This window comes from Pedobacter sp. NEAU-ZC8, assembly GCF_059278965.1.
On sequence record NZ_JCAJXC010000013.1, the window covers coordinates 111,414 to 123,862 of the forward strand.

Below are 12,449 nucleotides of genomic sequence, written 5' to 3' on the forward strand. Positions count from 1 at the left end.
TAGGTTGTGCTATGCAGCCTCCTTTGAACTATCGCGAAACATACTTTGTGCTTTTAATATCGGTCTCATTACCCCGCGTCTATAGAGGCTGGTAGAATTCATTCGAATTCGTTTGTTTAGACGCAGTTGCATATAGTTCATCACCAGTTCACGTCTAATCTCGCCCTGTTCTTTTACCTTTGATAGAAGCTTAAGGGAGGCCGCTGCCATTAGTCCACCCAGGATGAACAAAAATCCCCAACCCTGGATATTGATGATTACAAAGTTACTCACAATACCCTCAGCATTCTTGAATTGTATATCCCATAGCAGCTGCTGATTGGCGAATTGATCGGCTAAAAGGCCGGCGATGATCGGTGAAATTGCCGAAAATACGGCAACGACCATATTTAAAGAAGACATGTAAGCCATCGCCTCTCTTCTAGGAGCCAGTTTCATTCCGATGTTGTACAAAGCAAGATTAATTCCACCGGTTGCGGTGCCACTAAAGATGCTGATAACAGTAAGGATGATCAATCCATAGATTCGCTGTTCCGGCATAGATGCATAAATCCAAGCTAAGATGCAGGCAATATAGACAGGGGCGCAGATGTTCAGGATGGTCTTGTTGCTGAAGCGGTCCGCATACTGTCCAAGTGTTTTTATTGATAAAATATTACTGATCTGAGCAAGTATGGTAAAGCCAATAACGTACGACAATGGTAAACCCATGGTTTTCATCAGATAAACCGTGAAGAACGGCACCGCAAGGTTCAAAGCAAAAGCCCATGCGGCATTAAAAACAAGCAGGTTTTTGAAGTTCTTATCTTTGAGTGGCTTTTTGAATTGCTCAAATACGCTATCCTTGTTAACCATAGGTGTCGGCTCCGGTGCATTGGCGAGCCAATAAACACCTACTAGTCCTATAAGACCACCTAAAACGAAGATCGTGTAATACATCAAAGTGAGGTATTCCGTATAATTTGCTTTAACGAAGTCTATCGAGATCGACATTGCCAAGCCTAAAGAGGCACTTAATATCGTCGTAAGTTTCGTACGGTGTGAGAAAAAGCTACCTAAGCGATTTTCGGGAATAAGATCCTTTACCCAGGAGTTCCAACTTGCACCAGCAATCGAGCCGAAAACATAATGTACAAATAAGATCACAAGTAATAACTGTAAGCTCGCTTCAGTAGAGAACATGAATGGCAGAAATGCAGCAAATAGCATTGGGAAACGCCCCAGAATAGCACTTATTACCGTAACCGCGCGCCGGTTATTGTATCGCTGTACCAGCCAGATGGAAAATAGCTGAAAGATATTGGTTAAAATGGGCAAACTGGCTAAAAGGCCAATCTGAAAGTTTGAAGCGCCTAAATGAAGGGCCATGGCAGTGATAAAGGCTCCGCCTGATAAATTTACCATGGCCTCGCCAGCTAAGCTGTCTTTTAAGATAAATTTCTGACCGGCATTAATCTGGTTGTCGTTAAGCGCCGGGATCGTGTTTAGGTTCATTTTCTTTTTCTGTAGGTAGTAGTGTTTTTGCGTTTTATACGTATTGCGTGTTTAACGCTAAAAATATGGCGCAAAAGTACTGTATAGATTAATTAGTTTCTACTGTATCTAGGAGAAAAATTACAGGTGAATTGTCATTTTTTTATGATGTAATCTGCTGGGTCTTAGGTGGTAACACGTATTTAACGTATAATGCCTATATGCTAATCACAGCGCACTGTAGTTATCGTTTAAGCGCGTTAGTTAACTGTTCTTAGTTAAGATTTTATACTGTGTCTATATGCTACATAGAAGCTTAGTACAAGCAGGTTATTTGAAAATGAAGCAACAGGGATTCTGCAGCTATTGCTACGGAAGGTATGATTGATCAAGTTTCAGCGTGGCACCGCTAGCGTTTGTTTTTCTCCGAGATCCAGAGCGACATATATTTCAGGCTGTTCAACGTATGGTGTTGCAAAATCTGGCCAATAAAGTTATTTCTCCTATGTTGCGCTAAATTGCTTTTTAACACTTCTACTGCCTCCATAAACTGCGGCCCAAATAGTGTCTGTGCATACCGGGCGTTTATTATCGTTGCGCCGTTTTCCCGGGCTTGCATCCAAGCGGCTTTATCGTTGTACAATCTGGCTGCCGCCCTGCAAAAATTAGTCATATCATCGGCCACGATGCCATTCCAGGGCAAGGTGCCTGCCATAGCTTCCATGCCAATGCTGGTCGTCACCGTTGGTGTTCCGGTCTGCATGGCATCAATAAACTTGCCTTTGAGTCCGGCGCCAAATTTAATAGGTGCAAGCAGGACCCGGTGTGCTGACATCACCCTTGCAGCGTTATCGGCACGTCCATGGACCAAAAAGCGTTGCCTATGATTGTGCAGCTGCATCACCTTTTGACCGGGATAAGCGCCATAGATGTGCATGTTTACACCCGGGAGGTGTTTGCTTAAACAGGGCCAAACCTCCGATTTCAACACCTGTAGCGTATGCCAATTCGGTTCGTGCAGGTAGTTACCAATAAAGAGGAAACCTTCACGATCTTCGAAAGCCTGCCATGTTTGCTGAACTTCTGCTGTTATCGGCGGCTCTAAAAATGGAAGGTAGTGCAATAAGGATCGGTCTACTCCGTACTGTGTAACCAGCAAGTCCATTTCGACCTCGGAGATAATAAGCGATAGATCACTACGTAGGATGGAAGCAATCTCGCGTTTGGCGGTATCGTTGTATAGGTCGGCTTGATCCATATTGCCCGCTTTCACAGCCTGTTGTCGCGCAGCTCGCAGGCAATGTAAATCTTCGGTGTCCAGGATGGTTAAAACATCCGGGCATTCTTGTCTTACCCGCCAGCCAAATTGTTCCTCAATCATGTAGCGATCATATATGACTACATGGGGCTGCAGATTACGTACATAGTCGTTAAAGGAATCGTCATTTAGCTTTATACCTTCCTCCAGGACACCCAGGCTTTTTAGGTCAACACTGAATTCGCTTTTTTGTGCCGCAGAGGCAAATACCATCTCATACTGGTTGTCCAGGAAGAGCTGCAGCAGTTGTATCATCCTGGTACCGGCAGCTGAGGAATTTGGCTCCGGCCAAACTAATCCTATTATCAGAACCCTTTTCTCTTGCATAGCTTAATTTGCGCAAAGTAAGGAGTTTTCATCCATGCATTCAGCAGTTTTATATTCAAGCATTTCAAATGGAGGCGATTATTCCTAATTTTGCCGGTATAAACATACACAGACATGCTGGGATTAAAATTACTTACCGACCCTCGTTGGGCAAACATTGCAGAATCTAATCTCGAAGAGATCTTAACTGATCATGCCTGGTGTGAGCAAAAGGCTGCAAGCAATGCGATAAGCTTAATCGCCAATAATTCAGAGCATATGGATCTGGTCGAAGAACTTACGGCAATTGCAATTGAGGAAATGCAGCACTTTCAGATGGTGATAGACATCATCAAGCAACGGGGATATACTTTGGGGCGGGAGCGCAAGGATGATTATGTAGGTAAGCTCATCAAGTTCAGCAAAAAAGATGGTAGCAGAAACACTGCATTCATTGATCGTCTGTTGTTTGCAGCAATGATTGAGGCCCGAAGCTGTGAGCGCTTCAGGGTGCTTTCGCAGAACATCAAGGATGCCGAGCTGGCCAAGTTCTACTACGACCTGATGGTCTCGGAAGCAAACCATTATACCACATTTTTGAACTTTGCACGTAAATATACAATTGATGTAGACGTTGATAAAAGATGGAAGCAATGGCTGGAATTTGAAGGAGAATTGATCCAAAGTTTCGGTACTAAAGAAGCCATTCACGGCTAAGTATTAAACCCGGCTTTCACCGGGTTTTTTTATTTGCTAAATTAGGGTAAGGCAATGTGAACTAAAATCATCCTATGGGAAACATACCGCTACCTGAAAAGCCGTTCGGGAAAATTGCACTGAGTTGTTCCGGCGGTGGCTATCGCGCTGCTTCATTTCATTTGGGCACCATGTCCTACCTGAATCATGTTAAACTTGGGGCCACACCCTTGCTGGAGCAGGTGAAACTTATTTCCACTGTTTCGGGTGGCTCTATCACTGGGGTCGTATATGCTTTAATGAAACAGGAGGGCAAGTCTTTTGACGAAGTCTATCATTTTCTTTTAGAGCGGCTGATCAATATAGATCTTTTACACGCTGGTATCGACAAGCTGAACCCCACAGCAACATGGCCTTATACTTTTAAGCGGAAAAATTTGATTAATGTTTTTGCGGAGCAGTATGATCAAGCCTTTACCAAGGGTGCCTTGATGCAGGTGTTCGATGAGATGAAATCTCATTTGGAAGCAGTTGTCTTCAACTGTACGGAATTTGAGAATGCCGTAAACTTTCGCTTTCGAAATACGGAATGGAGCTACTCCGGAAATTATTACAACCGTATTCCTGTCAGGATGCTCCGGGAGGTTAAACTTTCAGACGTAATGGCAAGTTCGTCCTGTTTTCCTGGTGGATTTGAGCCGATGTGCTGGCCTGATGATTTTGTACATGCAGAGTCTCCGCATCTGGAGGACATGGCAACGATGAATGCCGCTGCAGGTATCAGTCCTTTGGGTATTATGGATGGTGGAATCTATGACAACCAGGGGATAGACAGTATCCTCCGGTATAAAGATAATTCAGAACAGCCTTACTTCGACCTGATCATTCTTTCTGATGTTGCTTCTCCGGATATGAAGGCGTTTGTCCCGTTTAAGGAGAAACCCAAGACCGGCTTTCGAGCACTTACGTTACGAACACTGAAACATCGTGCAGAACGGTTTGACCACATCGGGAGCCTTTTGCTTCGGGCTGTAGCCTGCCTTGGCATATTTGCACCTTTCCTTTTTGGCTTTGGTACAAACTGGCTGGCTGGTGTTTGCTGGACTGTTGCCGTATTTGCCTTGCTCTTCCTTGGTGCCCGGTTTGTGGTTAAAAAGAAGCTTAAGTCTATACTGTTTAGGCTTTTATTTAAAATCAGGGATCATATACCAGCATTTTACCTGAAGCGGCTTGCAAATTTTGATATCGACGAGTTATCTGTACACCGCGCTGAGCCACTGATCATGGACCGGGTAAATTCGCTGCTAACACTGCTCAGCAGTGTATTCCTGAAAGTTGTACGCCGCCTAAATTATAATAGGCTCTATGAGGAGGATACGTATCAGTTTCGAAGGGTTTCCACCTTGATCAAATGTCTTACCCGGGAAAACCTGACGGGCGCAAATAGTGGCGCTAAAATGCGGAAAGGCTTTTTTACGGGGAATTATGATGCTGATGTTGGCCCCGCTATTCAAGCGGTGGTTGAGGAGGCCGCAGCTTTCGGCACAACCTTGTGGTTTACCGAACAGGAAAAGTTGGATAATATATTGAAGAAGCTGGTGGCAACCGGCCAGATGACCATGTGTTTCAACCTGATGCTCTACATAGAACAGCTGAAGTATGCTAAGGATGAGCAGCAATATGCCAGCCTCGATCCGCAGGTACGCGAAGATATTGAAGCCTTATACAAACAATGTTTGTCTCACTGGGCTATGTTTCGTACTGATCCCATGTTTTTGGTTCAACTTAAAGAACCGCTTCAGTAATAATGTCCGGTTATTTTGAAAAGAGTTTTTCCAGTCCTGCGTCAATGGTGCCAGCGTGGTTCCATAGAAACAGATAAAATAAGGACATACTTACCGAGATTAGATTGCCAATCAGATAATAGTTGTTAAACCGTTGGGTTTCCTCATGTCTTTCCTCGTGTTTCAGGCGAGTGGCTATTTTAAGTGCGCTGAATACAGTCAGGGCATGTGGCAGATCGTTGTACAGGAATAAAGCGAGGAAGAGTCGCTCCAGGCAACCTTTGAACAAGGACTCTAAGTCTATTTCTGTTTTCTTGTAGTAGAACTTTGCGACTACCGAGAAAATAAACCAAAGTAATATTTCACAAACAGCCATCACGGCTATTATAATTAATAATCTCATGCCTGATCAGCTATGTATTGCGTTACCTGTTTAACTGCAAAATACGGTTCTATTTTTAAATTCTTGTGCCTTTTCCAAATTTGAGATCTTGTCTTTCCCAGGGCTGCAGCAACTAACTTATAATCTTGTAGTTCAATAAACTTGCTAATCAGGGCATGATCCTTTTCTAATTTCCAGTCGTCTGTTATACTTTGGTAAATACTTAAGCTTGCTGTCAGGGCCGCTGCTGCCTGCTGTTTGCGCAGATGAAAGCTATACCTGTTGTTGGTTTGCTTGGAGTTTTCGAGGGCTTCCCTGGCTTTGGTAAGGCCCTCACCAAGCATGCCATATGCAATATCCTGATTAATTGGCGTATCTATTATGCCTTCATATAACACATATCTCAATCTGAATCCTGCCTGACTAACAACCAACTTTTCTTCCAGCTCTAGGATTAGTGTTACGGCTTTGGAAATGTCTTTTACTATACATTGGAATTCGTCACCAAGGGTGATGGTTATTGGAGAGAGCAGCTTTTTTTTGTGCTTTAGATTTACTTCGGCGGTAAGCTTTTTAAATGTGCTCATGAGTTCATTCTGGTCACTTTTTCGGCTATCGACGATATCAGCCATCAGGATTATATGGTCTCTTCTTTTCATTTCTGGCAATTGTTATGTCAAAAATAATGAAATAAAGTAGTTTATGTCATAAAAAGTGAAATAGAAAGCTTTATGTCATTAAAAGTGAAACGCTATATGCCCCATGCTGTAATGACAAGATTTCTCCGGCCACCATGATTTCGATGTTCACATAGGTAAATCCCCTGCCATATGCCTAAGGCTAACCGGCCTCTCGTTACAGGAATGGTCAAGCTGGTATCTAAAAGAGCGCTTTTCAAATGTGCAGGCATATCATCAGGCCCTTCGTCGTCGTGCTTATAGTTCGGGTCTTCTTCTGGAACAATTTTGTCAAAGTACATCTTGAAATCAGATCTTACGGTAGGGTCAGCATTCTCGTTGATGGTAAGTGAAGCCGATGTATGTTGTATAAAAACCTGACAGATTCCAGTCTGAATCTCTTGCAACTCTGGAAAAGCCTGCAACACCTCAGTCGTAATTAAGTGGAACCCTCTTGGGTAAGATCTAAGCGTTATCGCCCGCTGAAACATTTTCATATTGTTAATTTTGTATAACACAAATTTGGCCTTAAGAACAATTCTCAAGGCCAATTCGTTTTGGTTGTTATATTAATCGCATTGGGGAACAGTGAAAGTCCAGGTTTCTGATGGCCCTGATGGTAGGGAATAGCTGTTGCCATTACCCATCTCAAACCACATTTTACCTCTGATCTTTTCTCTTGAGATCAGCTCGTTCATGGTCATGCTGTCATAAAGCCTGCCATTGATCATCACGTATTTGATCTTCTCCGAATTGCGGATATCTTCAAGAGGATTTGCATCCATTACCAGAAGGTCTGCCAACTTACCGACTTCAAGAGAACCGATCTCTTTTTCCATGCCTAAGTAACTTGCCCCATTGATGGTTGCCGCACGGATCGCCTGCAATGGTGACATGCCACCTTGTGCAAGCATCCACAACTCCCAATGTGCACCGAGCCCCTGAATCTGACCATGGGCGCCCAGGTTAACCTTTACACCCACGTCAGCAAGCTGCTTCGTTGCTTTAGATATGTCAATGTGGTTGTAATCGCCATACTCCGAAGTGGTTCTTCTCCTGGAACGCTCATCGATAATTGATCGTGGCGTAAAAGCAAGTAACCTTTCATTTTCCCAAACGTTGGTGCGGTCATACCAGTAATTTTCACCCCATTGGCCTCCGTAAGCCACAATTAAAGTAGGGGTATAACCAACCTGAGTATTCTTCCATAAGCCAAGCACATCCTTGTAAACAGGGGCTACTGGAAGACTATGTTCAACGCCTGTATGCCCGTCTATCACCATGTTCAGGTTTGTAAAGAACGTTGAACCTCCTTCAGGCACCACCTCCATTTTTAATAGTCTTGCCGCCTCCAGCACCTGCTGACGCTGCTCACGTCGAGGTTGATTGTAAGATTTAACCGAGAATGCCCCAACAGCTTTTAGTCTGCGAAGACTGGAAAGTGCATCGTCCAGACTGTTAATTACTACTTTCATGTCTGCATCTGCACCATATAGAATCGAGCCGGTAGAATAAAGCCTCGGACCGATCATCCTGCCAGCTTTCAACATCTCGGCCTGACTAAACACCATTTCGGTGTTACTTGAAGGATCATGTGCAGTGGTTACACCGAAAGCAAGGTTTGCAAGGTAAGACCAATCTGTCTGCGGACTAATGCCATCCGGGCTCGTACGTAAATGTGCATGCACATCCACCATTCCAGGCATAATGGTTTTTCCATTCAGATCTACAACTTTAGCTTGTTCCGGAATTTTAACATCAGCAGCTTTTCCAATGCTGACAATCTTGTTATTCTCAATCAGCAGGGCACCATTGTCTATAACCTCGTCGCCCTTCATGGTGATGATGCGAGCACCCGTAAGTGCGATCATTCCAGTAGGTGCATCAGCTTTGAGCTTTAACCCTACAGAAAGGCTGTCAGGTGCAACTTCCCTTTGACCTGAAGCGCCCTCTACGAAAGAGAAAGCATTTATAATGTCTTGTGCATAATATTGCTCACCTAAAGTCCAGAAAAGACGCTTGCTATCATTGCTCCAGTGAATGTAGGATCCTGCGTCTTTAGTTAAACGGGTTAGTGGAATGGATTTATTACCAGAGGAAAGGTCAAGTGGACTGCCCGTTAATACCATAGGCGTGAGGTAGACGTTGAAGAACTCTGTGAACGCTATCCACTTACCATCTGGACTTGGCTCAAACTGCGTGGCATAACCTGAAGTATAGTGGGTGATTTCCCCGCCACCATTTACGCCAATGCTCTTATAAGCCTTTTTGCCGTTCTCAGAAGATTGGAAGAAAATACGTCTGTTATCGGCGTTAAACTTCGGCTTTATGCCACTTTCGGAGACTAAGGTCTTCGCACCACCATTCGCAGACATGACGTAAATACCGCCGCCTCTGCCGAAAGTATGTCCCAGCACATCATTGCCACGACCCTTTCTAAAAACAATGCGATCACCACTGCTGGAGTAAGATGGAGAGTAGTAGAATCCTTTCTCGTCTGTAAGCGTGGTAAATCGTCCCGAACGTACATCAGCACGTTTTATCGAGCCTTTAAATTCATCACTCCAGCTGGTATATACCACATACTTACCATCCGGACTAAATGATGGTTCAAATTCAAAATCAAGACCGTTAGTCAGGCGCTCTGGTGTGCCATTTGGCAGCTCTTTCTTGTATAAAAAGCCTGCTGCATTGAAAACAACCATTTTGCCATCCGGTGAAGTAGTTAACTGCCGGATCATTTTAGCGTTGAACTCCGGTGTGAATACCTGCTGCTGAAAATGCAGGGATTGTTGCACGGACTGATTTGTTGTTACCTGAAATGGAATCTCTGCCAGCGCAAGGGAGGATAGGTCAACTTTTTTAATCTTTCCTTTAGCATAGAAGACCAGGCTTCTTGAATCCGGCGTCCAGGCGAAGTTCGGATATACCCCGAATATTGCCCAGGTTTCCTGCTGGTCCTTACTTAGATCATCAAAAACCGGAGACTCCTCGCCAGTTTGAATGTTTTGAATGTAGAGTACAGATTTTAACCTAACCCGCTTCACAAAAGCCATCAACTTACCATCCGGGGAGATCTGTGGTCTTGCAGCACCGCCCTGTTGTTTGATCAGGTCTATGGTCTTGCCTGTATTCAGGTCAAGTTGTTTGATGGCGTAAATGGTGCCATTTGGATCTTTGCTGTACTCGAAAGTCGGCCCTGGCGTAACATCTTCACTATAATAAAGGAACTTGCCGTTGGGCGAAATGTTCGGTTCACCCGCATCTTGCTGGTCATTTTTTCGCTTCGTAAGCTGCACACCATCACCGCCGTTGATGTTGTACATCCACATTTCTCCTGCACCTAAAGAACGGGTGCCAGTAAAGTGCTTTCGTGCTACGATATATTCGCTATTAGGCATCCAGGTTGCATTATTCAGCAGCCTGAAACTCTCCTTTGTAATCTGCCGTTTGTTTGCGCCATCCCGGTTCATGATCCAGATGTTATCGCCTCCAGATTTATCGCTGGTATATGAAATATACCGGCCGTTTGGACTAAAGCGCGGCTGCACATCGAATGCAGCACCACCACTTAGTAGTTTAGCCGTTCCGCCTGATATTGGCATAATATAAATATCACCAAGGATGTCGAATACAATGTCTTTTCCATCAGGACTAACATCCAGGTTCATCCAGGTTCCTTCGTCGGTATTGATGGTGAAATTCTTTGTCGTTCCGCGGAACTTCTCAACGTCCCATTTTGGAGCCTCTTTTTTATCCTGCGAAAATGCAGGATGAGCAGCAGCAATAATTAAAACACTTAGTAAGGTCTTACGCATATTTTAAATCGATTTATGAGCGGGCAATTTAATAATATCGCTTCGTTTTTATAGTTTTGATCGGGACCTTTATGAATAAAACCGAGCTTTTAAAGCAATATTGGGGCTTCGATACTTTCAGACCTTTACAGGAAGACATTATTGATGCTGTTTTGAACGGACAAGATACGCTGGCGCTGTTACCTACAGGTGGTGGTAAATCGTTATGCTTTCAATTACCCGCCTTGTTAAAAGAAGGGATCTGTATTGTTGTTTCTCCACTCATCGCTCTGATGAAGGATCAGGTAGAAAACCTTAAAGCCAAAGGCATACAGGCGGTGGCTATTTACGCTGGAATGGGTAAGCGGGAAATCGATATCTTGTTGGATAACTGCATTTACGGCAACATCAAGTTCCTATACCTCTCCCCGGAACGTCTGCTTTCTACTCTAGTTAAAGAACGGTTATCTTACATGAAAGTTAACCTCTTCGCCATTGACGAAGCACATTGCATCTCTCAATGGGGTTATGATTTCCGTCCGCCTTACCTGTTGTTAAAAGATCTGCGTGAGATCCACCCGGATGTCCCCATGATTGCGCTCACGGCTACAGCAACCAGTTTTGTACGCAAAGATATTGTGGAGAAACTTGAACTTCGCGATCCTCAGATCTTCGTTAAGAGCTTTGCCCGCAGAAACCTGAGTTACGTGGTTATGGACCTTGAAGACAAATATGGCAAGCTGCTAGACATCCTGAAAAATGTTAAAGGCAGCGGACTTATTTATGTTCGCAACAGGCGTGAAACGACTGAAGTGGCGCTATTCCTTCAGCGTAAAGGCATTGCCGCCGACTTCTATCATGCAGGACTAGAGAAAAATGAGCGGAGCACGCGGCAGGAAGCATGGAAGCAGAATAAGATCCGGGTAATGGTTGCAACAAATGCTTTCGGAATGGGGATCGATAAGCCCGATGTACGTTTTGTTGTGCACCTGGATCTGCCAGAGAGCCTAGAGGCTTATTACCAGGAGGCTGGCCGTGCCGGCCGGGATGAACACAAAGCTTTCGCGGTATTACTCGCAAATAAATCAGATCGCCTGGCATTACAGTCCAAATATGCCGATAGCTTTCCGACACCAGAAGACATCAAAAAGACTTATCATTACCTTGGTAGCTACTACCAGCTTGCTTATGGGGCCGGGCAGGGGCTAAGCTTTCCCTTTGATCTGGCAGATTTCTGCAAACGATTTAATCTTAGCGTGCTTAAAACGATTGCTGCGTTGAAGTTTCTGGAGCATGACGGATACCTCACCTTGTCGGAGAATATTTTCTTGCAATCCCGTTTGATGTTTATTCAAGGCCACGAAGACGTTTACCGCTTTCAGATAGAAAATGCCGGATATGACCCTTTGATTAAGACCGTACTTCGTGCTTATGGCGGATCCTTCGATCAGTACGTGAAGGTCAATGAAAATGAAATTGCAGGCAGGTTAAAGGTGTCCTATCAAACGGTCATAAACATGCTCCGGAAATTAGAGGAGCAGGAAATCATATCTTATCTTCCACAAACCGACAAACCGCAGTTACAGTTTGTTGTGCCGAGGGTAGATCAGCTGCACATGGACATCGATGTGCGCTACATAGAACTTAGGAAGAAGCTTCAGGAAGACCAGATTGCAGCTGTACTTGCTTATGCCGCTACGCCACTATGCCGGAGTGTGCAGCTGCTGGCTTATTTCGACGAGCCTGCTGCAGACAAATGTGGACTTTGTGACATCTGCGTAGCCGAGAAAAAGCAGCAGGACCTGGATGAACTTGAAGAAAAAATCTCGTTCGAAATCGCAACTTTGTTGCAATCAGATCCACACACGTTGGATGCCTTGGTACTGGCACTGAAAACCGGAACCGAAGCGGATCGCTTAAAACAAATTCGCAATCTTTTAGACGCAGGAAAGATTAAAACCGATGGTAAGAACTATTACTTGTAACCTTTCCTGAAAATTAGTTGTTACTATATAT

9 protein-coding genes are annotated in these 12,449 nt (G+C 44.3%); 3 read left to right on the forward strand and 6 right to left on the reverse strand.

What is annotated here, in order from left to right; genetic code table 11:
• Positions 1-9 precede the first annotated feature (9 nt).
• On the reverse strand, positions 10-1,494 hold the full coding sequence (locus tag AC5WJX_RS11910) for an MFS transporter (protein WP_494484698.1): 1,485 nt from the start codon (positions 1,492-1,494) through the stop codon (positions 10-12).
• 388 nt (positions 1,495-1,882) lie between these two features.
• A complete protein-coding gene (locus AC5WJX_RS11915) occupies positions 1,883-3,118 on the reverse strand; it encodes a glycosyltransferase (RefSeq protein WP_494484699.1) in 1,236 nt (411 codons plus the stop codon).
• Between the two features lie 114 nt (positions 3,119-3,232).
• Here AC5WJX_RS11915 and AC5WJX_RS11920 point away from each other — a divergent pair, with 114 nt between their 5' ends.
• Positions 3,233-3,814 carry a MiaE family protein gene (locus AC5WJX_RS11920; protein ID WP_494484700.1) on the forward strand — a complete coding sequence of 194 codons (582 nt, stop codon included), beginning with the start codon at positions 3,233-3,235 and terminating at the stop codon, positions 3,812-3,814.
• Between the two features lie 74 nt (positions 3,815-3,888).
• The gene (locus AC5WJX_RS11925) at positions 3,889-5,598 is read left to right on the forward strand and encodes a patatin-like phospholipase family protein (RefSeq protein ID WP_494484701.1); all 1,710 of its coding nucleotides are present in this window, start codon (positions 3,889-3,891) and stop codon (positions 5,596-5,598) included.
• Positions 5,599-5,608: 10 nt separating this feature from the next.
• Here AC5WJX_RS11925 and AC5WJX_RS11930 read toward each other — a convergent pair whose 3' ends face one another.
• The 4 genes from AC5WJX_RS11930 to AC5WJX_RS11945 form a co-directional block, all read right to left on the reverse strand.
• The gene (locus AC5WJX_RS11930; protein WP_440429648.1) at positions 5,609-5,980 is read right to left on the reverse strand and encodes a hypothetical protein; all 372 of its coding nucleotides are present in this window, start codon (positions 5,978-5,980) and stop codon (positions 5,609-5,611) included.
• Positions 5,977-6,618 carry a SatD family protein gene (locus AC5WJX_RS11935; protein ID WP_494484702.1) on the reverse strand — a complete coding sequence of 214 codons (642 nt, stop codon included), beginning with the start codon at positions 6,616-6,618 and terminating at the stop codon, positions 5,977-5,979. The genes AC5WJX_RS11930 and AC5WJX_RS11935 overlap by 4 nt, the downstream gene beginning before the upstream one ends.
• Before the next feature lie 92 nt (positions 6,619-6,710).
• Entirely contained in the window at positions 6,711-7,133 is a 423-nt protein-coding gene (locus AC5WJX_RS11940; protein ID WP_494484703.1) for a secondary thiamine-phosphate synthase enzyme YjbQ, read from the reverse strand.
• 72 nt (positions 7,134-7,205) lie between these two features.
• Positions 7,206-10,454, reverse strand: a complete 3,249-nt coding sequence (locus AC5WJX_RS11945; RefSeq protein ID WP_494484704.1) for an amidohydrolase family protein — start codon at positions 10,452-10,454, stop codon at positions 7,206-7,208.
• 71 nt (positions 10,455-10,525) lie between these two features.
• On the opposite strand from AC5WJX_RS11945, the gene AC5WJX_RS11950 reads away from it, so the two are divergent.
• Entirely contained in the window at positions 10,526-12,418 is a 1,893-nt protein-coding gene (locus AC5WJX_RS11950; protein WP_494484705.1) for a RecQ family ATP-dependent DNA helicase, read from the forward strand.
• Positions 12,419-12,449 lie beyond the last annotated feature (31 nt).

Excerpts from the sequence above, each read along its gene's own strand:
- AC5WJX_RS11910 (WP_494484698.1), bottom strand. The coding sequence starts at position 1,494 with ATGAACCTAAACACGATCCCGGCGCTTAACGACAACCAGATTAATGCC.
- AC5WJX_RS11915 (WP_494484699.1), bottom strand. The coding sequence starts at position 3,118 with ATGCAAGAGAAAAGGGTTCTGATAATAGGATTAGTTTGGCCGGAGCCA.
- AC5WJX_RS11920 (WP_494484700.1), top strand. The coding sequence starts at position 3,233 with ATGCTGGGATTAAAATTACTTACCGACCCTCGTTGGGCAAACATTGCA.
- AC5WJX_RS11925 (WP_494484701.1), top strand. The coding sequence starts at position 3,889 with ATGGGAAACATACCGCTACCTGAAAAGCCGTTCGGGAAAATTGCACTG.
- AC5WJX_RS11930 (WP_440429648.1), bottom strand. The coding sequence starts at position 5,980 with ATGAGATTATTAATTATAATAGCCGTGATGGCTGTTTGTGAAATATTA.
- AC5WJX_RS11935 (WP_494484702.1), bottom strand. The coding sequence starts at position 6,618 with ATGAAAAGAAGAGACCATATAATCCTGATGGCTGATATCGTCGATAGC.
- AC5WJX_RS11940 (WP_494484703.1), bottom strand. The coding sequence starts at position 7,133 with ATGAAAATGTTTCAGCGGGCGATAACGCTTAGATCTTACCCAAGAGGG.
- AC5WJX_RS11945 (WP_494484704.1), bottom strand. The coding sequence starts at position 10,454 with ATGCGTAAGACCTTACTAAGTGTTTTAATTATTGCTGCTGCTCATCCT.
- AC5WJX_RS11950 (WP_494484705.1), top strand. The coding sequence starts at position 10,526 with ATGAATAAAACCGAGCTTTTAAAGCAATATTGGGGCTTCGATACTTTC.